The organism is Rhizobium pisi, from assembly GCF_003938655.1.
Lineage (GTDB): Bacteria > Pseudomonadota > Alphaproteobacteria > Rhizobiales > Rhizobiaceae > Rhizobium > Rhizobium pisi.
On the sequence record NZ_RJJT01000026.1, the window covers coordinates 45,132 to 71,309 of the forward strand.

17 protein-coding genes are annotated in these 26,178 nt (G+C 61.7%); 7 read left to right on the forward strand and 10 right to left on the reverse strand.

Annotation, left to right across the window (positions count from 1 at the left end; all coding sequences use genetic code 11):
• Positions 1-2: 2 nt before the first annotated feature.
• From EFD55_RS27795 to hemA, 6 genes are all read right to left on the reverse strand, one after another.
• Positions 3-1,925: a glycoside hydrolase family 127 protein gene (locus tag EFD55_RS27795; protein WP_125849536.1), complete on the reverse strand. Its 1,923-nt coding sequence runs from the start codon at positions 1,923-1,925 to the stop codon at positions 3-5.
• 21 nt (positions 1,926-1,946) lie between these two features.
• Positions 1,947-2,810 (reverse strand): carbohydrate ABC transporter permease, encoded by an 864-nt coding sequence (locus EFD55_RS27800; RefSeq protein ID WP_125849538.1) that lies wholly within the window; start codon positions 2,808-2,810, stop codon positions 1,947-1,949.
• Positions 2,807-3,724 carry a carbohydrate ABC transporter permease gene (locus tag EFD55_RS27805; protein WP_125849540.1) on the reverse strand — a complete coding sequence of 306 codons (918 nt, stop codon included), beginning with the start codon at positions 3,722-3,724 and terminating at the stop codon, positions 2,807-2,809. Before EFD55_RS27805 ends, EFD55_RS27800 begins: the two co-directional genes overlap by 4 nt.
• Positions 3,725-3,798: 74 nt before the next feature.
• The gene (locus tag EFD55_RS27810) at positions 3,799-5,037 is read right to left on the reverse strand and encodes an ABC transporter substrate-binding protein (protein WP_125849542.1); all 1,239 of its coding nucleotides are present in this window, start codon (positions 5,035-5,037) and stop codon (positions 3,799-3,801) included.
• 54 nt (positions 5,038-5,091) lie between these two features.
• The gene (locus EFD55_RS27815) at positions 5,092-6,069 is read right to left on the reverse strand and encodes a LacI family DNA-binding transcriptional regulator (RefSeq protein ID WP_125849590.1); all 978 of its coding nucleotides are present in this window, start codon (positions 6,067-6,069) and stop codon (positions 5,092-5,094) included.
• Between the two features lie 360 nt (positions 6,070-6,429).
• The gene (gene hemA, locus EFD55_RS27820; RefSeq protein ID WP_125849592.1) at positions 6,430-7,644 is read right to left on the reverse strand and encodes a 5-aminolevulinate synthase; all 1,215 of its coding nucleotides are present in this window, start codon (positions 7,642-7,644) and stop codon (positions 6,430-6,432) included.
• A 324-nt stretch (positions 7,645-7,968) separates the two neighbouring features.
• Between hemA and EFD55_RS27825 the strand changes: the two genes are divergently transcribed.
• The 3 genes from EFD55_RS27825 (at position 7,969) to EFD55_RS27835 (ending at position 16,492) form a co-directional block, all read left to right on the forward strand.
• Positions 7,969-8,226, forward strand: coding sequence for a YMGG-like glycine zipper-containing protein (locus EFD55_RS27825; RefSeq protein ID WP_003582726.1), 258 nt, complete (start codon positions 7,969-7,971; stop codon positions 8,224-8,226).
• Between the two features lie 169 nt (positions 8,227-8,395).
• Positions 8,396-10,324 (forward strand): autotransporter assembly complex protein TamA, encoded by a 1,929-nt coding sequence (locus EFD55_RS27830; RefSeq protein WP_183736823.1) that lies wholly within the window; start codon positions 8,396-8,398, stop codon positions 10,322-10,324.
• 66 nt (positions 10,325-10,390) lie between these two features.
• Positions 10,391-16,492, forward strand: coding sequence for a translocation/assembly module TamB domain-containing protein (locus EFD55_RS27835; protein WP_125849596.1), 6,102 nt, complete (start codon positions 10,391-10,393; stop codon positions 16,490-16,492).
• A gap of 64 nt (positions 16,493-16,556) precedes the next feature.
• Here the strand turns inward: EFD55_RS27835 and EFD55_RS27840 are convergent, their stop codons facing one another.
• Positions 16,557-16,994 carry an Lrp/AsnC family transcriptional regulator gene (locus tag EFD55_RS27840; protein WP_170960055.1) on the reverse strand — a complete coding sequence of 146 codons (438 nt, stop codon included), beginning with the start codon at positions 16,992-16,994 and terminating at the stop codon, positions 16,557-16,559.
• A gap of 124 nt (positions 16,995-17,118) precedes the next feature.
• On the opposite strand from EFD55_RS27840, the gene rocF reads away from it, so the two are divergent.
• The 4 genes from rocF (at position 17,119) to EFD55_RS27860 (ending at position 22,059) form a co-directional block, all read left to right on the forward strand.
• Complete coding sequence (gene rocF / locus EFD55_RS27845) at positions 17,119-18,054, forward strand: arginase (RefSeq protein WP_125849544.1); 936 nt, start codon at positions 17,119-17,121, stop codon at positions 18,052-18,054.
• A gap of 75 nt (positions 18,055-18,129) precedes the next feature.
• Complete coding sequence (gene rocD / locus EFD55_RS27850; protein WP_125849546.1) at positions 18,130-19,329, forward strand: ornithine--oxo-acid transaminase; 1,200 nt, start codon at positions 18,130-18,132, stop codon at positions 19,327-19,329.
• A 196-nt stretch (positions 19,330-19,525) separates the two neighbouring features.
• The gene (locus EFD55_RS27855) at positions 19,526-20,002 is read left to right on the forward strand and encodes a chemotaxis protein CheW (protein WP_125849548.1); all 477 of its coding nucleotides are present in this window, start codon (positions 19,526-19,528) and stop codon (positions 20,000-20,002) included.
• A 302-nt stretch (positions 20,003-20,304) separates the two neighbouring features.
• Positions 20,305-22,059 (forward strand): methyl-accepting chemotaxis protein, encoded by a 1,755-nt coding sequence (locus EFD55_RS27860; RefSeq protein WP_125849550.1) that lies wholly within the window; start codon positions 20,305-20,307, stop codon positions 22,057-22,059.
• Positions 22,060-22,169: 110 nt separating this feature from the next.
• Here EFD55_RS27860 and EFD55_RS27865 read toward each other — a convergent pair whose 3' ends face one another.
• The 3 genes from EFD55_RS27865 to fdhF are packed head-to-tail and all read right to left on the reverse strand — an operon-like array spanning position 22,170 to position 26,143.
• On the reverse strand, positions 22,170-22,415 hold the full coding sequence (locus EFD55_RS27865) for a formate dehydrogenase subunit delta (protein ID WP_125849552.1): 246 nt from the start codon (positions 22,413-22,415) through the stop codon (positions 22,170-22,172).
• The gene (gene fdhD, locus EFD55_RS27870; protein ID WP_125849555.1) at positions 22,405-23,229 is read right to left on the reverse strand and encodes a formate dehydrogenase accessory sulfurtransferase FdhD; all 825 of its coding nucleotides are present in this window, start codon (positions 23,227-23,229) and stop codon (positions 22,405-22,407) included. Before fdhD ends, EFD55_RS27865 begins: the two co-directional genes overlap by 11 nt.
• A gap of 34 nt (positions 23,230-23,263) precedes the next feature.
• Positions 23,264-26,143: a formate dehydrogenase subunit alpha gene (gene fdhF / locus EFD55_RS27875; RefSeq protein ID WP_125849557.1), complete on the reverse strand. Its 2,880-nt coding sequence runs from the start codon at positions 26,141-26,143 to the stop codon at positions 23,264-23,266.
• Between the last annotated feature and the right edge of the window lie 35 nt (positions 26,144-26,178).

A 26,178-nucleotide genomic window follows, 5' to 3' on the forward strand; every position in this document is an offset into this window, starting at 1 on the left:
GCCTATTTGTCCGACTGGACCCAGACGAGCATCTCTCCGGGCGCGCGGTTGTCCCAGAGATGATAGGGTACGAAACGCGCCGTGGCGACCTGCCTTTCGGCCGGTGCCTTGCGGTAGAGCGATGTGCCCCAGTTCGACGTCTGCTCGCGCTCGACCTTGAGATCGAGTGCGACGGCATCGTTGAGGTCCTTCAGCACCGTGGTTTCGGCCATCGGCAGCTCGCGGGGCAAAATGATGGCATTGAGGTCTTCGCCATTGTCCGTCGTCTCGACGCAATAGACGAGCGGGCCGCGCATCAACGCGACGCGGCCGGCATCCTGGCGCACTTTCGGATTGGCATATTGCGGGCGAAGCGCCAGCGGCAAATAGAGGGCGACACGGTCACCATCCGCCCACTCACGATCGATCCTCGCATATCCGTTACGGATAGCGGCGCTGAGATCGAGCATTTCTCCGTTGACGCTGAGGGTTGCGCCCTCCGCCCAGTCCGGAATGCGCAGCGACAGTGCGAATTTCGCCGGCTTTTCCAGTTTGGTCGTGAATGCGACTGCACCATCCCACGGATAGTTGGTGGTCTGCTCCAGCTCCACTTCGGCGCCGTTGGCAAGCTTCAGCCGAGCGGCGCTTTCGCCATAGAGATGCACCGCGATCTCATCGTCGGAAACGGCGTACATGTATGAGCCGATTGAGGTCACCAGGCGGGCGATATTCGGCGGGCAGCAGGGGCAATGGTGCCATTTCCAGCGGTGGTGCTTGCCGGCACTTTCGAGCGGATTGTCATAGAAGAAGGTTTTGCCGTCTGTGGAAAGACCGGGCAGCGCGCCATTGTAGAGCGCCTGCTCCATGATATCGGCATAGCGCCGGTCCGGCCCGCGCCCGAGCATGCGGCTTGCCCAGAAGACCAGGCCGACGGACGCGCAGGTTTCCGCATAGGCGGTGGCGTTAGGCAGGTCGTAATAATCGGTGAAGCCTTCATTGGATGCAGCCGGACCGATGCCGCCGGTGATATAAATCTGTTTGGTCGTCAAATCGTCCCAGAGCGTTTCCAGCGCCGCCGTCAGGCTGTCGTCGTTATATTCGGTGGCGATGTCTGCCATGCCGGAATAGAGGTACATGGCGCGCACCGCATGACCGACGACCTTTGTCTGCTCGCGCACCGGCTGGTGCGCCTGCGAATATTCGTAGGTCTTCTGATGATACTCGGAGAGCGCGCGGCCGTCGCGCGAGGCCTCCGCCGTGAAGAAATGCGGCTCGGTGCCGCGTTCGTCGATGAAGAATTTCGACAGTTCGAGATATTTCTTCTCGCCGGTGACGCGGGCAAGCTTGACTAGCGCGAGTTCAACTTCCTCGTGGCCGCAATAGCCCGGGATCTGGCCTTCGCCATGGCCGAAAATCCTGATCATGTAATCGGCATAGCGGCACATGATGTCGAGCAGCTTGCGCTTGCCGGTCGCCTGATAATAGGCGACCGCGGCCTCCATCAAATGGCCGGCGCAGTAGAGCTCGTGATGGTCGCGCAGGTTGGTCCAGCGGCGGCTCGGCTCCACGCGCTGGAACCAGGCGTTCAGATAGCCGTCCTCGTCCTGCATCCTCTCATACATGTCGATGATCTCGTCGGCGCGCGCCTCCAGCTTCGGATTGGGCCGGCGATAGAGCGAATAGGCGATCGTCTCGATCGATTTGCCGAGATCGGAATCCCAGAACATCTGCGTCGTCCCGCCCCAAGGCTGAACGGGAATGACGACGCCGGGGCTGGGCTGGCTGACGTCGATCGCCTTGAGCATGCCGGCCTCGACGCAGCGGTCCAGCAGGGTCTCGGCGGTGGAATTGCAGACGGCATCCTGCCATTTGCCCCAGAATCCGCCGAGTTCCACATCGGGAACGGCGACAGGGCGGAACTGGCGGTCATTGCTTGGCTTGGTCATGGGGCTTCGCTTTCTCTCAGATCATTTCACCGCGCCGGCCATCAGCCCGCGCATGTAGTAGCGTTGCAGGAGCAGGAAGACGATCAGGCATGGGATCGTCATGACGACGACGCCGGCCTGCACCGCTCCCCAGTTGACGGCGCCGAGCCGTCCGGCGCGCACCGCCGTCATCAGCACAGGCAGGGTGTATTTCTCATTGCTGGAGAGCAGCACGAGCGCGGCGAGGAACTCGTTCCAGGCATTGAGGAAGGCAAAGATTGCGACCGTCGCCACGCCGGGAAGCACCAGCGGCAGGAGAACGCGTGCCAGGAGCCTCAGATCGCGCGCGCCGTCGATGCGTGCGGCCTCTTCGATTTCCTTCGGCACGGCGTCGAAGGCGTTGCGCATCATGAAGACGGAGAAGGGCAATTGCAGCGTCACATAGACGAGCGTCAGCCCGAGCAGCGAATTGTTGAGGCCGAGCTTTGCGAGGATGATGAAGAGCGGCGTCAGGATCGACTGGAACGGGATCATCAGCGTGGCGATGATCAGCACGAAGAGCGCATTCTTCATCGGGAACCGGTACCGTGAGAAACCGTAGCCGGCGAGCAGGCTGACGACCACAGTGAGCACGACCGTAGCGGCGGAAACGAACAGCGAATTGATCATGTGCCGCCAGATGCCGGCGCCGAACGTATCGAGCAGCGCATAGGCATCGAAGCTGACGCCCGATGTCGGCCATGGCGGCAGGGGCGGCAGGCTGGCTTCAGTGCCCCGCCGGAAGGATGCGAGCAGCGTGATCGCGAAGGGGGCGAGGAAGAAGATCGAAATGGCGATGCCGGTGAGATGATAGGCCGACTTCACGCGGATCGCCTTGCGCGCGCGCCGCTCCCTTGAGGTGCTCATGGACGCTCCTCCCCGACGCGAAGCAGCCAGAGCTGCACGATGCTGATGGCGACGAGGATGGCGAGAAGCGCAATCGAGAGCGCCGCGCCATAACCGAGATTGAAGGACACGAAGGACTGGTTGAAGATGTAGTAGACCACCGAGATCATTTTGTTCTGCGGGCCGCCCGATGTCATGATGTAGAACTGGTCGAAGGCGAGGATCGAACCGGTGACGGAGACGATCAGCGCCAGCGCGATCGTCTTGCGCATCAGCGGCAGCGTCAGGTGCCGGAAACGCTGCCAGCGGCCGGCGCCGTCGATGCGGGCTGCCTCCGTCAAATCGGACGGAATGGCCTGAAGCCCGGTCAGTAGAATGATCATGGTAAAGCCCGCGATCTTCCAGACGACCATCACCACGATTGTCAGAAAAGCGGTGTCGAAGGTCGCAAGCAGATTGGGGCTCTTCTCAACAAGACCGAGCGCCTTCAGGGCCGGGCCTATGAAACCGCTATCGACATTGGCGAGCCAGACCCAGAGCAGCGAGGCTGTGGCAAGGCCGACGACGACGGGCAGGAAGATGATCGTGCGGTAGGCGCTGACGAACTGCCGTTCCTTTTCGACGAAGATCGCCAGCGGAAAGGCGACGGCGAAGATCGCGATCGTGACGATCACGGTATAATAGGCCGTGAAATTCAGCGCCGCCATGAAGCGGGTGTCGTTGAACATGCGAAAATAATTGTTGAAACCGATCCAACGCGATGCCCCCATCAGCGGCCAGTTGTGAAGGCTCATCCATCCCGTGAACAGAACCGGCATCACGAAGAAGACGATCACCAGCGCCATAGCCGGCGCGATGTAGAGAAGGCCGCGCCAATTCGATCTGCGTCGTCGCTTGCGTCGAGGCAATAGGGTCGTCGAACCGGAACCGGTCATCGAAACGCTCCGCATATGTCACTTGAAATTGGCCGGGAAGCTGCCACCGCTCCCCGGCCGCGGCCTTGGGAGAGTTATTGGCCGCTATCGATGATCGATTGCATTTCCGACTGGGCGCTCGAGAATGCGCTGTCGACATCGTCGCCGAAGATCGCGGCGTTGGTGAAGCTTGCCCAGGGGCCGTTGGCGCTGTTGATCAGGTCGTTGAACTGCAGCGTATATGGCGTCTTGGCGACGCTGATCGCCTTGAGGCCGATCCGCATACGCGGGTCGAGGCCTTCCAGCACCTTGTCGGCAATATCGCCGCGTGTCGGCAGGCTGCCGTATTTTGCCATGATCTTCTGGCCATCCATCGAATAGATATATTCGAGGAACTCCTTCACCGCGTCGATCTTCTTCGAGCCCTTGGTGATGACGAAATTGTCGCCGCCGGCAAAGGACGACGGCTTGCCGTCGACGCCGGGAATGAGCGTCACGCCGAAGTTGATATCGGGATGCTGGGTCACCAACGTTCCGATGGCAAAGGCGCCGAGGCTTTGCTGGCCGATCTTGCCGTTGGTGAAACTCAGGAAGTTCGCACCATTGTCGCTGGCGGCGCCGGACGGCACGAGGTCCTTCTTGACCATGTTGCGGTAGATATCGACGGCCTTGCGCATCTGGGGCGTATCGAGTGTCGCCGTCTTGCTGTCGGCCGACAGGATATCGGCGCCCGCACCCCAGACGAGCGGCGTGAAGGTGAAGATCATGCAGCCGCCGCAGCCGCCGCCGGAGAAATAAAAGCCGTAGGTGTCATCGCTCAGCGCCCGGATCTTCTGCGCATTGGCGGTAATTTCATCCCAACTCGCCGGCGCCTTCTCGGGATCGAGACCGGCTTTCTTGTAGAGATCCTTGTTCCAGGCGAAGACCGATGTTTCCACAGAAAGCGGCAGTCCATAAATCCGGTCCTGATACGTGCCGAGACGAACATGCGATGGCGAAAGCGAGTTGAAATAGGGCAGCGACTTCGCCCAGTCCGTCAGGTCTTCCAGCTGGCCGGCCGCGGCAAAGGCCGGGTTGTAGATCAGGTCCATCGACAGGGCGTCCGGCGCCTGTCCGCCGGCGATTGCCGTCGCATATTTCTGCACGAGTTCTGAGTACGGCACCTCCGTCACCACGACCTTGTTGTCGTGACCGGAATTATAGGCCTCGACCACCTTCTTGAAGGAGTCGCCGATTCCCGTACGAACCCACATTTCGACATTCTCGGCGGCCGACGCGGCCGAAAACAGACACAAGGTAGCGATGCTGGTCGCCGCCAATAGACGCTTGATCATGACACTCCTCCCGATACGGCGCATCTCCCTGCGCCTTTGCTCATTCCCTTATGCTCATTCCCTTGGGGGCTTACCCCCGCATGACTGCCGGACGATCAGCCGGCAGGGCAATTTCCTCACTCCCGGTTCGACGGGCCGGCCTTCCGCGAGCGCAAGTACCGTCAGTCCGGCTTGCCGCCCGAGTTCCTTCAGTTCCATATCCACCGTCGTCAGCGGCGGCCGCGTCTGGGCCGCGACAATCTCCCAATTGTCGAAGCCGATCACCGAGACGTCCAGCGGCACCTTGATGCCGCGCTCGCGCAACGCATCCACCGCGCCGCGGGCGATCTGGTCGTTGCCGCAGAAAAGCGCGTCCGGCTTTTCTCCGGGCCTCTTCCAAAGCTCTTCGATCGCTTCATGGCCCCAGCTCTCCGACCAGACGCCGTAGAGCACCGGCTCACGGTGACCCGCCACCTGATGATAGGCGCCGGCTCGCTCCCTCACCGAAAAGAAGTCTTCCGGTCCGGTGATATGCGCAATCCGCCGCCGTCCGATCTTCACGAGCCATTCGACGGCCAGTCTCGCACCCTGTTCGTCGTCAGACCGGAATGTAACGCTGTTCTGCGTTCCCTCCGTGAAGGCGTAGACCACGGGCACATGCAAATTCGACAGGTCGACGGGTAGACGCCTGTCCAGGCGTTTGCCCGTCGCGATGATGCCGTCGACCTGCTTGTCCAGCATCGCGTCGACATGGATCTGCGCGAGATCAGGATCGTCTTCGATGGCGCACAGGAAAACCGAAACCCCATGATCGACGAGAGCGTCGGAAATGCCCGCCATGACAGGCAGCGTGAAGCGGCCATAGGTGTCGTTCGTCAGCAGCCCGATGGTGAAGCTGCGCTTGCTGAGAAGACCTCTCGCCAGCGCATTCGGCCGATACCCGATTTCGCCGGCAATCCGCTTCACGCGCTCGCGCGTTTCCGCTCCCATCCGGCCCGTGTCGTTGAGAGCTTTCGACGCCGTCGAAATGCTCACCCCGGCAGCCGACGCCACCTCATGGATGGTGATCCTGCCTCTTTTTCCTCCCGATATATTCAGACCTTCCTCCTCCTGAAGTGGCCTGAGAAAAGCTTTTACCAACTCTTGTGTCAAGTGAGAAAAGGTTTTCTCAGTTCAATTCGGAAATTGGCCGAAGCAGTGCGGCTTGCAGGGAAAGGCGTGGGAAAAGATCGATGCGAAGCAGTCGGAGCGGATTGCGATATCGACCCCTCGAACCGGCGCAGGTCTCAATTTGTCAGCGCGGAACGACTTCATCCGGGCGGAGGAAGATTTTCGGGAGCAAAACCAAACGCCATCAGGACCTCCGATGGAGGTCCTGATTCAGGGGTTCAAACCCAAGCGATCATCGAAGGATCAGGCGACGTGCCTTGCAAGGGCGCAGCGCGACCAGAGCGAATGCAGGGCCTCGACCAGATGGGCGATATCGGCATCGGAATGCAGCGGCGTCGGCGTGATGCGCAGGCGCTCGGTCTTCTTCGGCACGGTGGGATAATTGATCGGCTGGACGTAGACGCCGCAATTGTCGAGCAGCAGGTCGGATATCCACTTGCATTTGGCCGCATCGCCGACCAGCACCGGCACGATATGGCTCGGATTGGCCATATGCGGAATGCCGTTCTGGTCGAGCAGTGCCCGGAGCTTGCGCACGCGGTCCTGGTGGCGGGCGCGCTCGAACTGGCTGACCTTCAGGTGCTGGATCGAAGCGACCGCACCAGCGGCCAGCGCCGGCGGCAGCGCGGTGGTGAAGATGAAGCCGGAGGCGAACGAGCGGATGAAATCGCAAAGTGCTGATGAAGCCGCGATATAGCCGCCCATCACCCCGAAGGCCTTTCCGAGCGTGCCCTCGATGACGGTCAGACGGTCCATCAGCCCCTCGCGTTCGGCAATGCCGCCGCCGCGCGGGCCATACATGCCGACGCCATGCACTTCATCGAGATAAGTCATCGCGCCGTATTTGTCGGCGAGATCGCAGATCTCCTTGATCGGTGCGATATCGCCATCCATCGAATAGACGCTCTCGAAGGCGATCAGCTTCGGCGCCTTTGGATCGGCCGCCTTGAGCTTAGCTTCAAGATCGGCGACGTCATTGTGTTTCCAGATCACCTTGTCGCATTTGGCGTAACGGATGCCCTCGATCATCGAGGCATGGTTCAGCGCATCGGAGAAGATGATGAGGCCGGGGATTTTCGCGCCGAGCGTGCCGAGTGCCGCCCAGTTGGACACATAACCCGATGTGAAGATCAGCGCTGATTCCTTGCCGTGCAGGTCGGCAAGCTCACGCTCGAGCATGACATGATGGTGGTTGGTGCCAGAAATATTCCGGGTGCCTCCCGCACCCGCGCCACAGTGGTCGATGGCGTTCTTCATCGCCTCAATCACTTTCGGATGCTGACCCATGCCGAGATAGTCGTTGGAGCACCAGACCGTGACTTCCTTTTCGCCATCGGCCGTATGGCGCGTCGCGCGCGGAAAATTGCCGCGGTGACGTTCGAGATCGGCAAAAACGCGGTAACGGCCCTCAGCATGAAGCCCGTCCAGCTCGTTTTTGAAAAACGCTTCGAAATCCATCATATGCTCCAGTATCACGCGGCCGTTCTTGCTGACCGAACGTCCGCGCGTCAATCCTTACCCTTTGCTTTAACATCAACTGCGGCAAAAGGCCCAGATTTTTGAATGATTCCAGATAAAAAATATGCGCGCCGCGATCAATGAATCTGATCCGGCAGAATGCGGCGGAATTTCCCAAAGATGCGCAAGGCGACGACAGCCGCCTCGCAAAAAATCACTGTAGCGGATGGACAACCCTTTCTTCCGACATAGTTTTCGGTCTAGCCTGACAAAAAACAATAGGGACGGCCTATGCCCATTGGGCGACAACCCAGGAGAAACGAAATGAAGAAAGCTGTCATACTCGCACTGATCGGCCTGTCGATCGCAAGCTGCACGCCGACCCAGCAGGGCGCAGGCATCGGCGCTGCATCCGGCGCTGTGATCGGCGGTGCAGTCACCGGCAACGTTCGTGGTGCCGCCGTCGGCGCCGCTATCGGCGGCGTGTCCGGCGCCCTCATTGGCAGCGTCGCCGAACAGCCCGGCCAGTGCTACTATCGCGACCGCTACGGCCGCCGCTACATCGATACCTGCCCGCGCTGAGGGTGGTCGCAAACGGCAAAATCAGGAAATCCCGGACACATCTCCGGGATTTTTTGTGCTAAATTAGTGCGTTGGCAATTTAAAATGGTACACCCCGCGCGATTTTGCCGCTAAGCTGTTCACGGCTGGGCAACGAAGCTTCATTGTAGGCGTAAACCAAAAGCGGCGGATGCGGATCAGAGGGACAAGCCCGAAAACAGGTATTGCGTATCGGCGAACAGGCACCATGATGGTGGTTGCAGCGGCGGCTGCATTCTCACCGGTCCTGATCGGCGATGCTTACGCCTTCAAGCTTTTCGGCATTACCATCTTCGGCAAGGATAAAGACGAAGGCGAACAGGTGCCCGATCCTGTGCGCTATCAAGTCGACCTCAAAGCAGATACCGCCGATCCCGACCTGAAAGAAGCGCTGGAAAACAGTTCCCGCCTCGTCAGCGACCAAGCGCAGCCGGTTTCCGGCGATCTCGGCATTGTCGTCAAGGCGCGCGACGACCGCGAACGGCTGATCGCCGCCTTGTACGAAAAGGCCCGTTATGGCGGCGTGGTTACGATCACCATCGACGGCAGGGATATCGACGACCTACCGCCCAATCCGACATTCGACCGGTCCGGACCGATTCCCGTCACCGTGACCGTCGCACCCGGTCCCGTCTTCACGGTCAACGAAGTGCAGTTCGGCGGGGACGCCGCAAACCGCAATCCCGCCGATTACGATCTCGCCCCAGGCGCCGAGGCCGGCTCGCTCGCCATCATCAAGGCCGGCGACAAAATAGTCGAACAATTGAAGAGCGAAGGCCGCCCCTTCGCCAAACTGACGGAGCGCAAGGTCGTCGCCGATCACAAGAGCAACACCGTCGACATCGTGCTTGCTGCCGAAGGTGGCCCTATCGCCCCGATCGGCGATGTCGGCGTCACTGGCGAAAAGACCGTCAAACCCGGTTTTATCCAGCGTTATTCGCGGCTGAACAAGGGCGAGGCCTACTCTCCGGAAGCGCTGAAGAAAGCCGGCGAACGGCTCCGCGCCCTCGGCGTCTTTTCGAGCGTCACCATTCACCAGGGCGATGCGCTGGCGCCGGATGGTACCTTGCCGATGACGATCGAGGTTTCCGAAGGCAAGAGGCGCTACTTCGGCGTCGGCGCGCAATATTCCACCACCGACGGCTTCGGCATCCAGGGCTATTGGGGCCATCGCAATCTGTTCGGCGAGGCCGAGACGCTGAGGATCGAGGGATCTGTTTCGCGGCTTGGCGAAACGACCGATGTCGGCAACCTCGACTATTCGGCCGGCATCCTCTTCACCAAGCCGGGCGCCTTCTTCCCCGCTGCCACGCTGAAGGCCGGCATCGTCGCCAAGACGGTCAATCCGGATGCCTACAACGCGACGCTCGTCACCGCCTCGCTCGGCCTTTCCTACGAACTGACCGACAAGGACACGATCTCTGCGAGCGGCGAGGTCAGCTGGGAGCGCGACGACGATGCCTTCGGCGAGAACGACTATCTCACCGTCACTCTGCCGATCCAATATGACCGCGACGAGCGCGACGACAAGTTCAACCCGACAGAGGGCTATCGCGCCACACTCTCGGCAAAGCCCGGCTACGAGATCTTCAACGCCACGCCCTATGCGGCGTTCGAAGGCTCGATCTCCGGCTATCTGCCGTTCGGCGCCGAGGATGGAGTGGTGCTTGCCGGCAAGGTTGCCACCGGTGTCTTGATTGGCGGCGACGGCATCGAGAACATTCCCGCCACCCAGCGCTTCTTTGCCGGCGGAGGCGGCTCCGTGCGCGGATACAGCTATCAGGAAATCTCGCCCTATAACGACAATGGCGATGCCACCGGCGGCCGCTCCTATGTGACCGGTTCGCTGGAGGCCCGCATCAAGATCACCGACACGATCGGCATCGTGCCCTTCATCGATGTCGGCACGGTATCGGGCAGCACCTTCCCTGGTTTTTCCGATATCCGCGCCGGCGCCGGCGCGGGAATACGATATGCGACGCCTTTCGGCCCGCTGCGGCTTGATTTTGCCGTGCCGCTGAACAAGTACGAGAATGGCACAGATTACGGAATTTACGCCGGCATAGGCCAGTCCTTCTAGGGTGGCCGATTCCGCTTTGTTTTCCGATCTGTGGGCCGTCATGAAAACGGAGTAGTGTCCGCGCCGATGCAAACGCTGGCAAAAATCGTCACTTGGATCCTGCGGCTCACCGGCTATGCCCTGGGCGTTACTTTGATTCTCGCTGTCGCGGCGCTTGCGATCTTCGGCTTTACTGCCTTCGGCGCCCGCATCGTCACCGAGAAGATCGCGTCCACGCTTTCCAACCGTGACATGACGATCGAGGTTCGCGAACCGGAAGGCCTTTTGACGGGCGGGCTTCGTGCCGCCGAGATCACCATCTCCGATACCAGGGGCGTCTTTGCCGAAATCCATGGAATCGCGGTCGATTGGAATCCGCTCGTGCTGCTGACGGGGACTTTCCACGCCAAACGCTTCGAGATCGATGCAATCAACGTGCTGCGCAAGCCGGTGCGCACCCTGCCCTCGCGGCCTGGAGCCGAAAAATCCGGCGGGTTCAGTCTTCCCCTCAAGGTCGACATCGACCGCGTCGCGCTGCCCGATATCAAGCTTGCCGAACCTTTTGCCGGCCGCGCTTTTGCGCTCGCCGCCGAGGGGAGCCTTTCGGCGAACGGCGACGGCGGCGAAGCCGTCGTCAATGTCAGCCGTCACGAGGTACCGGATGCGCGGCTTGCCGCCGACATCGCCTTTGCTCCGGCCGAAAACCGGCTGCGGCTGAAGGCTGAGCTTTCCGAGCCGAAGGGCGGACTGCTGGCAGGCTTTCTCGGCCTGCCCGATAGTCCCGCCGTCAACATCGATCTCGACGGAGAGGGGCCGATATCCGATTGGAAGGGCAAATTGCAGGCCGCCCTCGACGGACAGCAGCGTGCCGCAATCGAAGCCCGACATGCCATCACCGCGGACGGGTTGCACCATCTCGACCTCAAGGGCGGCGGCGACCTGAGCTCGCTGCTTCCATCGGCATTCCGGCCGCTTTTTGCCGGCCAGACCAATATCGATCTCGCCGCCACCTTCGACAACCGCGGCAAGATTGATATCCAGACCGGCAATCTCGCCACCGGCAGCGTCGTGATCGCCGCATCGGGCACGCTCGACCCGGCCGGCAACAACAGCCTGAACGCCAATCTGCTCGGCACGTCAGGCCCTGTCGATTTCCGCTGGCCCCTCCCCGAAGGCGAAGCACGGTTCCTGATCTCGGGGCTCAACCTGGCCCTGACGGGCGATGCGCGGGCGGCCCGGCTGAACGTCAGCGGCTCGCTCGACACTGCGACCCTTCCGGAGGCCGATATCCGCAACGTCAAGCTGACGGCAAAAAGCGACGCCTTCAATCTCGCCGCCCGTTCCGGCAGTGTCCAGCTGCGCCTCGTGGCCGGCGATATGACTTTTGCCGACCCGAACCTCAACCGCGCGGTCCAGGGGCCGGTCACCATCGCCGCGCCCCTGCAGATCTCGCAGGACGGCATCGGCTTCAACGGTACCACCGTCGAAAGCGCCAATATCAGCGGTGGTCTCAACGGCTCCTATCGCCTGGTGGATGCGGCGCTGACCGGCAACGTCAAGCTCGCCATCGAGCCGGCAGCCCTGCCGGCCGCTTTGGCGGGCAAGTTCGACGGGCCGATCTCGCTCGAAAGCCAGGTCGCCGGCACCATCCCGTCGAAGTTCGCGTTTTCCAATATCGTCGTGAAATCAGGCACGCTCGAAGCCGCCGGCAATGTCGCGCTCGACGGCTCGGCGTTGAATGCCGATCTCTCCGGCCGGCTGCCCGATATCGGCAAGCTCGTGACAGGTACCAGCGGCGGGGTAGGTTACGCATTAAGGATCGGGGGAGAACTCCCGGCAATTTCCGTGACGGCCAATCTCAAGGCAGCCAGCCTTGAGATGGCTGACCGCGTGCTCGCCAATCTCAATGTCGACCTGTCGGGCCTCGCCGATCCCAAGGCGCCGCAGGGCAAGATCGCCGCCACCGGCACGATCGACGGCCAACCGATCGGCATCAACGGCGACATCCGCTCCGAAAACGGCAAGATGAGCATTCCCGCGCTGAGCGCCGACATCGGCGGCAACCGGCTGACCGGCAATCTCGAATTCTCGGCCTCGCTCCAACCGACCGGCGCATTGACCTTCGATTTCCCCAATGTCGGCCTGCTCGCGGCACTCGGCGGACAGAAAGCGGAAGGCGATCTCAAGGGTTCGCTCGGCATCAGCAGCGACGGCGGCAAAATTGCGCTCAAGCTGCTTGCAAAAGGTGGCTCGATCCGCCGTGATACGCTTGCGATCGTCAAGCCGGATATCGATGTCACGGTCAGCGATCTCTATGCCCTTGCCGCGAACGGCACGGTCAAGACCGCGGAAGTGAGCGTCGGAACGAACAAGCTTGCCGGCCTTTCGCTCAGGTTTGCCAAGGAGCAGAACAACACCCGCTTCGATCTCGATGCCGCCTATGACGGCAACCCCGTGCTGGCGGCCGGCAATGTCGAGGCGGCGGGCGGCACGGTCGACTTGAACCTCGATCGTTTCTCGGCAAGCCCCCGCAATATCCCGATCGAACTTGCCGCACCGACGCTGATCACGATCGGCGGCGGGAGCGCCAATCTGAATGGATTGACGCTGAAAACCGGCGCCGGCTCGGTGAGTGTCACCGGCTCGGCCGGCGACACGCTGAAGCTCGATGCCGAGATCAAGGAACTACCGGCAGCACTCGCCAACGGTTTCGTGCCGAACCTTACGGCAGGCGGCACGATTTCGGGAACGATTGCGGTAACGGGCACGCCCGCCGCGCCCGTGGCCGACTTCAAGCTCGATTGGAAAGATGCGACGACGGGCCAGACCAAGGGAGCGGGTCTCGCGCCGCTCGGCATCATCGCAGGCGGTAAATTCGCCGACAAGAAACTCGATTTCGATACGATGGTGAGCGGCAATGACGGCCTGTCGCTCCGGGCCGCCGGAAACGTGGCGCTCGCCGACCCGGCAGCCCCGATCCTCGATGTCAAAGCCGATATCCTCAACCTGCCGGCCCGCATCGCCAATGGTTTCGTCCCAGATCTCGCTGCCGAAGGCACGATAACGGGAAGAGTGACGGCCTCGGGCTCGCTTGACGCTCCGACCGCCGATTTCGATCTCGATTGGAAAAATGCCGCGACGAGCCACACCAAGCGGGCCGGCCTTGCCGATCTCGCCGTGAAGGCTTCCGGAAAATTTGCCGACAGCAAGCTCGATTTCGAAACAGCGATTGCAGGCGCAGGCAATCTCTCGCTCAAGGCAAACGGCAATGCCGCCATCACGGGCACGACGATCGGCAACGTCAAGGTCGACGCCGTGCTGGCCGATATCCCGGCAAGCATCGCAAACAGCTTCGTCGCCGATCTCGCCGCCGAAGGCGCTATCTCCGGACAGCTCTCCGCCACCGGTTCGCTTTCCGCCCCGTCGGCGAATTTCAATCTCGATTGGAAAGGGGCGGCGACAAGCCACACGAAGCGCGCCGGCCTTGCCGCGCTCAGCCTCACCGCGTCGGGAAAATTCGCCGAAAACAAGCTTGATTTCAACGCCGCAGCCAGCGGCGACAAAGGCCTCTCGTTGAAGGCCATGGGCAATGTCGCCCTCGCCGGCACGGCGATCGATAACGTCAAGATCGATGCTGAGATCGCCAATGTTCCGGCGAGCCTCGCAAACGCCTTCGTTCCGGACCTCGCCGCCGGCGGCACGATCTCAGGCACACTCTCCGCCGCCGGAACACCCGCCGCGCCGAAGGCCGACTTCAAGCTCGACTGGACGGATGTCGCAACCAGCCACACCAGAAGCGCCCATCTCTTGGGCCTTACGCTTGCCGCATCGGGGCGCTTCGCCGATAACCGGCTTAACTTCGATGCCGATCTCGACGGTGAGGGCGGCCTCTCGCTGAAAGCCGCCGGCAATGTCGCAATCGAGGGCACCTCGGTCCGCAATCTCGACGTCAAAGCCGATCTTGCCAACCTGCCCGCGAGCCTCGCCAATGGTTTTGTGCCGGGCCTCGCCGCAGAAGGCACAGTGTCGGGAACGGCATCAGCCTTCGGGACGCTTCCGAAACCGGCGGTCGATTTCAAGCTCGACTGGAAGAACGCCGCAACCGCCCAGACCCGAAGCAGCGGCCTCTCTGGCCTCAGCGCCGCAGCATCCGGCAAGTTCGCCAATGACAGGGTCGATTTCGACGCCAACCTCGCCGGCAGGGATGGCGTGCTGGCCAAAGCGACGGGCGGCGTGACGATCGCGGGAACGGCCATCCGCGACCTTTCGATCAATGCCGATATCCCGGCGCTGCCGGCAAATATCGCAAATGCCTTCGTTCCCGGCCTCGGTGCAGAAGGCACGCTTTCGGCAAACGCCGTGACCTCGGGAACGCCGGCCAATCCGATCGTCGATTTCAAGCTCGGCTGGAAGGACGCCGCGACCAGCCATACCAAGGCTGCCGGCATCTCCCACCTCACGCTGGCGGCGACAGGAAAATATGCCGGTGACAGGCTCAATTTCGATGCCGACCTTAGCGGCAGCGGCGGCATCGCGCTGAAAGCCTCCGGCAATCTCACCCTCGCGGGCACATCGATCCGGTCAGTCGATGTGACAGCCAATGCCAACGGCCTTCCCGCAGGCATCGCCAACGGCTTTGTGCCCGGTCTTGCCGCCGAGGGCGCGGTTTCGGCGACCGTAAAGGCCACCGGCACGCCGTCGGCGCCCTCCGTCGATTTCAAGGTCGACTGGAAGAACGCAGCCACCAGCCAGACGAAGGGCGCCGGCCTCTCGCCGTTCACCATCGGCGCATCCGGCAAGCTTGCCGAAAACAGGCTGACGGTCGACACCAGCCTGACCGGTGACGCCGGCATGTCGCTGAGGGGCGGCGGCAGCGTGGTCATATCAGGCGACCGCGCCCTCGACATGCACTTCAACGGCAATCTTCCCTTCGCCGTGCTCGGCGCACCGCTTGCGGAGCAGGGCCTCGTTGCCGATGGTGTCGCCACCGTCGATCTGCGGATCGGTGGAACAGCCGCGGCACCCGTCATCAATGGCACCGTCGTAACCAATGGCGCAAAACTCGTCGACGTCCGGCGCAATCTTGCCGTCAACAATGTCGCGGCGACCGTCAGCTTCAACGGCAGCCAGGCCGTAATCTCGCGTCTCAACGGCAGCCTCGGCGGCGGCGGCACGATTTCGGCGAGCGGCACTATCGGCATCCAGCCGGCCGGCGGCTTCCCCGCCGACATTTCGATCAAGCTCGACAAAGCGGCCTATGTCGATGGAACCCTCGTCGTCTCGACCGTCAGCGGGACGCTCGGCCTGCGCGGACCGATCATGAATGCGACGCTGAACGGCAAGCTTCAGCTGGAAAAGACCTCGATCACGGTCCCTGAAAAATTGCCGACCTCGCTGCGCGAAATCGACATCCGCCATGTCAATGCGCCTCGGGCGGTGCTTGCGCAGCTGCGGGACGACCGCGAGCGGAAACCGGGGGAGAAATCCTCGGTCCTCGCTCTGGATCTCGAAATCGATGCGCCCTCGCATATCTTCGTGCGCGGCCGCGGCATCGATGCCGAACTCGGCGGCCAAGTGACGATCCGCGGAACGGCGGCAGTGCCTGTTGTGACTGGCGGTTTCACCATGCGCCGCGGCCGGCTGACCATTCTCAATCGCCGGCTAGATTTCTCCAACAAGAGCAGGATCACCTTTGCTGGCGACCTGACGCCGGCACTCGATATGGAAGCGACGTCGGCTTCCGGCACAACGACACTGACCGTCGATGTCGCGGGCCTCGCCACCGATCCCTCGATCACCTTTTCCTCCTCTCCCCAGCTGCCGCAGGACGAGGTGTTGGCACAGCTGATCTTCGGCCAGTCGATGTCGAAGCTCTCGCCGGTGCAGATCGCCCAGCTCGCGGACGCTGTCAGCCAGCTGGCCGGAAACCGTTCCACCTCGCTTTTCGAAGGCCTGCGTAATCAGCTCGGCGTCGACGATTTCGACGTCAGCACCGATTCCAAGGGCCAGACGAGCGTCAGCGTCGGCCGCTATCTCAACGACCGCACCTATTTCGAACTGCAGCAGGGCGGCGCGGCCGGCGCCAAGGCCATCATCAACCTCGATGTCGGCCGCGGCGTCAAACTGCGGGGAGGGGCCGGCGGCAACGGCGAAGGTGAAGCAGGTATCGTCTACGAACGCGAATATTGAACCTGCCTGACTTCTGTTTTGAACAATTCTGGCAAGACCGCTTCGCGCGCTGCCTGGAATTGCTCTAGAAACCTGTCTTGCTCGTCTTGAGGAGAATGTTAGTCTCGGTCGAGTTGATGCCGTTGATCAACCGGATGCGGCGCAGCGTCTCGTCGAAAGAGGCAAGATCGCGATCCTCGAGTTCGGCGACGAAATCCCATTTGCCGTTGGTGCTGTGGAGTGCCCGCACCTGCGGCAGGCCCCTTAGCTGATCGGCCACTCTGTCGGCGAGCTTGCCGAGCACCTCGATCATGACGATGGCACGCACGCCGGCAGAGCGCGTCTCGTGACTGGTGCGGATGGTGAAGCCGACGATGGTGCCGCTGGCGACCAGCCGGTCGATACGGGCGGCGACCGTCGCCCGCGACGCGCCCGTCATCGCCGCAAGCGAGGAGACGGAAATCCGGGCATTGTGGCGAAGGGCGCTCAGAAGTTCGGTGTCGAGATCGTCCACGCTGATCACTTTGTCAAAATAGCTTTATCAATCTGCGCGATCATAGTCCATTTCTGGCACTTTTCCATCTTTTTGCCGCCAGCCCTTTATCCCACTATCCGGCCGAAACAGGCCTCAACACGGAGCCCTCGAAATGAATGCCCAATCACGATCCGTCACCCTCATCGGCGCCCCGTTGGAAGAAGGCTCCGGCCGCAGAGGCGCGGCCATGGGTCCTGCGGCGCTCCGCATTGCCGGCGTCGACCAGACGCTGATCGAGCTCGGCCATGACGTCGCCGATATCGGCGATCTCAGGATTGTGCCGGCGATGGACCTGCCGAATCATCCCAAAGCCCACAATCTGAGGATCGTCGGCGCCTTCACCCGCGCGCTCGAAAGCAGTGTCTACGACGTGGCCGCTTCCGGCCGCTTCCCGCTGATCCTCGGTGGCGACCACAGCCTTTCCATGGGCACCGTCTCCGGCATGGCGCGCTATGCCGCGGGCAAAGGTCGCCCGCTCTTCGTGCTCTGGCTCGACGCCCATGCCGATTTCAACTCTCCTGCCACGTCGCCCTCCGGCAATATTCACGGTATGCCCGTCGCCTTCTTCTGCGGCGAGGCCGAGTTCGCCGAGATCCTGCCGAAGGACCGGCCGTTCGTCGATCCGAAGAACGTCTTCCAGGTCGGCATCCGCTCGGTCGACGCGCGCGAGCGCGAGGAAATCCACGAACATGGCGTCTACGTCTTCGATATGCGAGCGATCGACGAGCAGGGCATCGGCGCGATCATGCGCCATATTCTCGATGTCGTCGCCAAGGCGAATGGCTTGCTGCATGTCAGCCTCGACCTCGACTTTCTCGACCCCGAGATCGCCCCCGGCGTCGGCACGACTGTGCCCGGCGGCGCAACCTTCCGCGAGGCGCATCTCGTTATGGAAATGCTTTCGGACAGCGGCCTCGTCTCGTCACTCGATCTCGTCGAGCTCAATCCGTTTCTCGACGATCGCGGCAAGAGCGCCCGCATCCTGGTGGAGCTGACGGCAAGCCTCTTCGGCCGCCGCATCTTCGATCGTCCGACACGCGCCGCATAAAGCATGTCGCGCAAAAGTGTGCAGCGGTTTTGCGATAACGACATGCGTTGAAATAGACTAAAAGGGAGAACGGCCATGAACACTTCGGAAAAACTGATCGCCACGGAACAGCGGCTCGGCGCCCACAATTACAAGCCGCTCGACGTGGTGCTGACACGCGGCGAAGGCGTTTATGTCTGGGATACCGACGGCAATCGCTATCTCGATTGCCTCTCGGCCTATTCGGCCGTCAACCAGGGCCATTGCCATCCGAAGATCCTCGCCGCCATGGTCGAGCAGGCGGGGAGATTGACGCTCACCTCCCGCGCCTTTCGCAACGACCAGCTCGCCTATCTCTACGAGGAACTGGCGGCCCTCACCGGCTCGCACAAGATCCTGCCGATGAACTCGGGCGCCGAAGCTGTGGAAACCGCCATCAAGGCGGTGCGTAAATGGGGATACGAGGTCAAGGGCGTGCCGGAAGGCAAGGCGGAGATCATCGTCTGCGCCGATAACTTCCATGGCCGGACGCTGAGCATCGTCAGTTTCTCCACGGATCCCGACGCCCGCACCGGCTTCGGCCCCTATACGCCAGGCTTCCGCACCGTTCCTTTCGGTGATGCCGAGGCCTTCGAGGCTGCGATCAACGGCAATACGGTGGCCGCTCTTATCGAGCCGATCCAGGGGGAAGCCGGCGTCATCATCCCGCCGGCCGGTTATTTCACCCGCATCCGCGAGCTCTGCACGGCAAACAACGTCACCCTCATCCTCGACGAAATCCAGACCGGCCTCGGCCGCACCGGCAAGCTGCTGGCGGAAGAGCATGAAGGCATTGAGGCCGATGTGACGCTGATCGGTAAGGCGCTTTCCGGCGGCTTCTATCCCGTATCGGCCGTTCTTTCGAATTCCGAGGTCCTGGGTGTGCTGAAACCCGGCCAGCACGGCTCGACCTTCGGCGGCAATCCGCTCGCCTGCGCGGTGGCGCGCACGGCGCTCAAGGTGCTCGTGGAAGAGGGCATGATCGAGAACGCCGCCGTTATGGGCGACTATTTCCTCGAAGGCCTGAGGTCGATCCGCTCGAATATCGTCCGGGACGTTCGCGGCCGCGGCCTGATGATGGCGATCGAGCTGGAGCCCGAAGCCGGCGGCGCGCGGCAATATTGCCATGCGTTGAAGGAGCGCGGCCTGCTCGCCAAGGATACTCACGACCACACGATTCGCCTCGCCCCGCCATTGGTCATATCGAGGCAGCAGGTCGATTGGGCGGTCTCCGAGATCGAGAAGACGATCAGCTGAAATAAATCGAGGCTGAAAACCTTCGCAATCCCGTTCCCGATTTAGATTTGGGCAACACTCTTCCGTTAATGTCGTCGTCAACCGTAACGATGCTTCGCCAAGCGCAAGCCATCGCGTGGTGTGAAGGCAAAGCTCGTCGGCGCCATGGTGGCGCACCCGCTTCTGCCCTGGCTTTCGACAGTTGGGAAGAATTCTAATGGCCACGATCAATTCCACTAGCTTCAGCGGCGATACGCTCGAGATCATTGCCTTCCGCCTGCATGATCAGGAATTCTGCGTCAAGACCACGACCATCCGCGAAATCCGCGGCTGGGCGCCCTCGACGCCGATCCCCCATGCGCCGGCCGATGTCATCGGCGTCATGAACCTGCGCGGCTCGGTGATCCCGATCATCGACCTCGCCTACAAGCTCGGCATGAAGAGCACCGTCGCCAACGAGCGCAGCGCCATTGTCGTCGCCGAAGTTCACAGCATGGTCATCGGCATGCTCGTCGACCGCGTCTCGGACATTCTCACCATCTCGTCCAGCCAGGTCCAGCCGGTGCCCGAAGTGACCGCCTCCTTCGATCGCGCCTATTGCGAAGGCGTCATCGCTTCGGAAAATGGCATGATCTGCTTCCTGAACCTTGCCAAGATGTTCAAGGAAAACGAGACGGATGAACTGGCGGCCTGATCCGGCCAATACCTCGAATTTCAAGAAACCGCCCGCTTCGGGCGGTTTTTTATTGCGGCAATACACGCCCTTATTGGTTAGCCGTCACTTTTTCAATCTAACGCGAATATAAGCGATGTCTTTTATATCGAAAATTAACCACAGCCTATCATCATGATTGCGAAGCATGAGGGTGATACGCCTTCCGGTAGGCGGGATATGACAAGCGATTAACGGTTGTATCCGCGCGCCGGCGTTCCCCACCCGAACAGCTTCGAGACCACACCGAAGCAGCGGACGCTGTGCATTTCAGAGGGACAGGAATGTTTAGTCTATCCTCCGATTCGAAATACATTCTTGATGCCATTTCCAGATCGCAAGCAATCATCGAATTCGATCTCAAAGGAAATATCCTGACCGCGAACGAGAATTTCTGCAAAGCGCTCGGTTACAGCCTGAGGGAGATTCTCGGCAAGCATCACAGCATGTTCTGCGAGCCGGCCTATACGGCGACCCAGGAGTATCGCGAATTCTGGGCGCGGCTCGGACGTGGCGAATATGATGCCGGCGCCTACAAGCGCTTTGCCAAGGGCAACAAGGAAATATGGATCCAGGCGTCCTACAATCCCGTTTTGAAGGGCGGAAAACCGTTCAAGGTCGTCAAATTTGCGGCCGACATCACCGCTGTAAAGAAGAAGGCGATCGAGGATTCCGGCAAGCTGGAGGCGATCTCGCGCTCGCAGGCGGTCATTGAATTTACACCGACCGGCGAGATCCTGACCGCAAACGAGAATTTCTGCGGCGCCATGGGATATTCGCTCGGCGAGGTCACCGGCAGACACCACAGCATGTTCTGCGATCCTGCCTACGCAAAGACCCAAGACTATACCGACTTTTGGAAGCGACTGGCGCGGGGTGAATTCATCGCCAACGAATTTGTCCGGTTCGGCAAAGGCGGCCGGCAAATCTGGATCCAGGCCGCTTATAACCCGATCGTCGATGCCGACGGCAAGGTCTACAAGGTCGTGAAATTCGCAACCGACGTCACGGAGCGCATGAGCGCCATTTCCCTGCTTGGCACTTCGCTCCGCCTTCTTTCCGAAGGCGATCTGACAAGGACGGTGGATACGCCTTTCGTCCCGTCGATGGAGCAGCTGCGCCACGATTTCAACACCACCATCAAGGGTCTTGCCGAGACGATGAAGACGATCGGCGAGAATGCCGGTGCGATCGCCACCGGCTCGAGCGAGATCGGCGCATCGGCAGATTCCTTCTCCAAGCGGACGGAACAGCAGGCTGCCTCGATTGAAGAGACGGCAGCCGCGCTGGAACAGATCACCACGACGGTCAACGATTCCAGCCGCCGGGCCGGCGAAGCGGGTCGCCTTGTCGCCAAGACCAAGCAGGGCGCTGAGCATTCCGGCACCGTGGTCCGCAATGCGGTCACTGCCATGGATCAGATCGAACAGTCCTCGCGCGAAATCAACAACATCATCGGCGTCATAGACGACATCGCCTTCCAGACCAACCTCCTGGCGCTCAATGCCGGCGTCGAGGCGGCGCGCGCCGGTGAGGCCGGCAAGGGATTTGCGGTCGTCGCCCAGGAGGTTCGCGAACTCGCCCAACGCTCCGCCAAGGCCGCCAAGGAAATCAAGGCGCTCATCACCACGTCGAGCCAGCTCGTCAAGAACGGTGTCGGCCTTGTAGGCGAGACCGGCAAGGCGCTCGAGGAGATCGTCGCGCAGGTCGGCGATATCAACGTCAATGTCGAGGCGATCGTCGAGGCGTCGAGGGAACAGGCAACCGGGCTCAAGGAAATCAATCAGGCGGTCAACACGCTTGATCAGGCAACCCAGCAGAATGCCGCGATGGTCGAGGAGAGCACGGCGGCCAGCCACAGCCTTGCCAGGGAAGCCGAAACGCTGCGCGTCCTGTTGGCAAGGTTCCGCGTGCCGGGCGCAACAACCGCAGCCGTCAGGCAGCAGACGGGCTCACCGGCGCTGCATCTCGTTCCGCGTGTCGCGGGCGCGCGCGGTGCTGCTGCGGCGGCCACGGCCGAGAGCTGGGAAGAATTCTGATTTCCGTCCGCGCCGGACGGAAATGAAGCGCACCAGAACAGCGCGAAGGTTGGGACATATATAAGCGGCCTGCCGCTGACGGTCCCCCAACAAGACGCCTTTATGGTTGGTTACCGGACCTGGCTTGCCTCCGCCTCCGGTTTGCGGATCAGGGGAGCGGCCTGAAGCACGAGCGCATCCAGGCCGTTTTCCTCTTTTTCCAGAATTTCGAACAACTGCCGCCGCATGCGCGGCTCCCAGAATTTGTTGATATGGCCGGCAACTCCCTCCGCGGCCTCGCTGGCCGGCTGGCTCTTGAAGAAAGTGGCGATCTGGTTCGCCATATAGACGAGCTTGGTCTTGGTATCATGCGACATCGGCGATACTTCCGGGCGAGATGCGGTGCGGGTGGGTGAAAATCTCGAAGTCCTCGCCGCGCACCAGCGCAACGAGCGTCATGCCGGCCTCTTCGGCCGTGCGGATGGCGAGAGCGGTCGGCGCTGAAATGGCGATGAGCACGGGGCTGCCGAGGATCGCCGCCTTCTGCACCATCTCGACGGAAAGCCGGCTGGTAACGACGACGGCGCCGTCACCGCCTTTTTCGCCGGAGCGGACGACCGCGCCGCAAAGCTTGTCCAGCGCATTGTGCCGGCCGACATCTTCGCGCACGGCAACCAGTCCGCTGGTGGGAAGATAGAAGCCGGCACCATGCACCGCTCGCGTCTCCCGGTGCAGCGGCTGCGCCTCGTTCAGAAGCGAAACGGCCCGCACGATATCCGCATGCGATAACGCCAGCAGCGATGCCGAGACGTCAGGCACCGGCCGCACCGCCTGCTCGATCGATTCGATGCCGCAGAGCCCGCAGCCGACCGGCCCGGCCATGCTGCGGCGGCGTGCCCGAAGCCGATCGGCGATCTCGTCGGCAAGGCTCACCTGCACGTCGATGCCCTGTTCGCCCTCGACGATCTCGATACCCGAAACCTCCGCCCGTCCGGTGATGATGCCTTCGGTCAGACTGAAACCGAGGGCAAAATCCTCGAGATCATCAGGCGTCGCCATCATCACCGCATGCGTACTGCCGCCATAGGAAAAGGCGACGGGCACCTCTTCCGGCACGATGCGTGAGCCGGACTGCAGGATGCCGTTGCGGCGGGCGGTTTCAGGAGCACGGGCAGTGATGGTGAAGGTCATGGTCCATGCTCTCCCTTGCCAAGCCCCTGCATCATCACTCCGCTGCTTCGAGCTTGCCGTTGATGCGGCGCGACTGCCGCGCCTGCTCGTCATATTCGAGCTGCCAGTCGCTCGGCCCGTTGGAAGGCGAGACCTGCACCGCCGTCACCTTGTACTCGGGACAGTTTGTCGCCCAGTCGGAGTAGTCGGTGGTGATGACGTTCGCCTGCGTACCCGGATGATGGAAGGTTGTGTAGACGACACCGGGCGCGACGCGATCGGTGATCAGAGCCCTGAGCGTGGTATCGCCGGAGCGGCTGACGAGCTTTACCCAGTCGCCGTCGCGAATGCCGCGCTGCTCGGCATCGTGCGAATGAATTTCCAGCCGGTCTTCCGCATGCCAGGTGACATTCTCGGTCCGTCGGGTCTGCGCCCCAACATTGTACTGGCTGAGGATGCGGCCGGTGGTGAGCAGCAGCGGGAAGCGCGGGCCAGTGCGCTCGTCGGTCGCCACATATTCCGTGCGGATGAACTTGCCCTTCCCGCGCACGAAGCCGTCCACATGCATGATCGGCGAGCCGAGCGGGTGCTTCTCGTTGCAGGGCCACTGAACCGAGCCGATCTTGTCGAGATAGTCGTAGGAGACCATCGCGAAACTCGGCGTCGTCGCGGCGATTTCGTCCATGACCTCGGACGGATGGGTATAATTCCAGTCGAGCCCCATCGCCTGGGCAAGCTTTTGCGTCACTTCCCAGTCGCCATAACCGTTGCGCGGCGACATCACCTTGCGCACGCGGTTGATGCGGCGTTCGGCATTGGTGAACGTGCCGTCCTTCTCGAGGAAGGTCGAGCCCGGCAGGAAGACATGGGCGTAGTTGGCGGTCTCGTTGAGGAAGAGGTCCTGCACGACGACGCATTCCATGGCCGCCAGCCCGGCCGCGACGTGTTTCGTATCGGGATCGGATTGGAGAATGTCCTCGCCCTGGATGTAGATGCCCTTGAAGGAACCGTCGACGGCGGCATCCAGCATATTCGGGATGCGCAGGCCCGGCTCGTTGTTGAGCTTCACGCCCCAGAGCTTTTCGAAGATATCGCGCGTCGCATCGTCGGAAATATGCCGGTAACCAGGCAACTCGTGCGGGAACGAACCCATGTCGCACGAACCCTGCACGTTGTTCTGGCCGCGCAGCGGGTTTACCCCCACACCGGGACGGCCGATATTGCCGGTCACCATTGCGAGGTTGGCGATCGCGATGACCGTCGTCGAGCCCTGGCTGTGTTCCGTGACGCCGAGGCCGTAATAGAGCGCGCCGTTGCCGCCCTTGGCATAGAGCCTTGCCGCACCGCGAAGATCGGCCGCCGGCACGCCGGTAAAGATTTCCGTCTCTTCGGGGCTGTGGCGCGGTTCGGTAACGAAGGCCGCCCAGTCCTCGAACTCCGACCAGTCGCAACGCTCGCGGATGAATTTCTCGTCATAGAGCCCTTCAGTGACGATCACATGCGCCAGCGCCGTCATCACCGCGACATTGGTGCCGGGCTTCAGCGGCAGGTGATAGGAGGCCTCGACATGCGGCGACCGGACGATATCGGTGCGGCGCGGATCGATGACGATGAGCTTGGCGCCTTGGCGCAGCCGCTTCTTGAGCCGCGAGGCGAACACCGGATGCCCGTCGGTCGGATTGGCGCCGATGATGACGACGACATCCGAATGTTCGATGCTGTCGAAATTCTGCGTGCCTGCCGAAGTCCCGAATGTCTGGCCGAGACCATAGCCGGTCGGCGAGTGGCAGACGCGGGCGCACGTATCGACGTTGTTGTTGCCAAAGCCGGCGCGGATCAGCTTCTGCACCAGATAGGTTTCCTCGTTGGTGCAGCGTGAGGAGGTGATGCCGCCGATCGCCTCGCGGCCGTATTGGTACTGGATCCGGCGGAACTCCGACGCCACATGCGCGAAGGCCTCGTCCCAGCTCACCTCCCGCCATGGATCGCTGACTTTCTCGCGGATCATCGGGTTGAGGATGCGGTCCTTATGGGTGGAATAACCGTAAGCGAAACGACCCTTGACGCAGGAATGCCCGCGATTGGCCTCGCCGTCCTTCCAGGGCACCATGCGCACCAGCTCCTCGCCACGCATCTCCGCCTTGAAGGAGCAGCCGACGCCGCAATAGGCACAGGTGGTGACGGCCGAATGTTCCGGCTGGCCAATCTGGATGACCGACTTCTCCGTCAGCGTCGCCGTCGGGCAGGCCTGGACGCAGGCCCCGCAGGAGACGCATTCGGAATCGATGAATTGCTCATGCATTCCAGCTGAAACGCGCGAGCCGAAACCACGCCCCTCGATCGTCAGCGCAAAGGTGCCCTGCACTTCCTCACAGGCGCGCACGCAGCGCGAACAGACGATGCATTTGGAGGAATCAAAGGTGAAATAAGGATTGGACTCGTCTTTCGGCATCCATTTCAGATTGAGATCGCCGTTATTGCGGGCTTTGACGTGATTGTCGCCATCGTAGCCGTAGCGCACGTCGCGCAGGCCGACGGCGCCTGCCATGTCCTGCAATTCGCAATCGCCGTTGGCAGCGCAGGTGAGACAGTCGAGCGGATGGTCGGAGATGTAAAGCTCCATCACGCCGCGGCGGATATCCTTGAGCCGCCCCGTCTGCGTGTGCACCACCATGTTTGCCGCCACCGGCGTCGTGCAGGAGGCAGGCGTACCTGCGCGGCCCTCGATCTCGACGAGACAGAGCCTGCAGGAGCCGAAAGCATCCATCATGTCGGTGGCGCAAAGCTTCGGCACCTCGATGCCGGCCTCCATCGAGGCACGCATGATCGAGGTTCCCTCAGGCACGCTGATCTGCCGTCCATCGATGGTGAGCCTCACCATGGCCTCGGATTTCGAAGCGGGAGTTCCATAGTCGATTTCATGAATGAGAGACATGGACGGCTTCCTTTATGGACATGGAATTGAGCAAG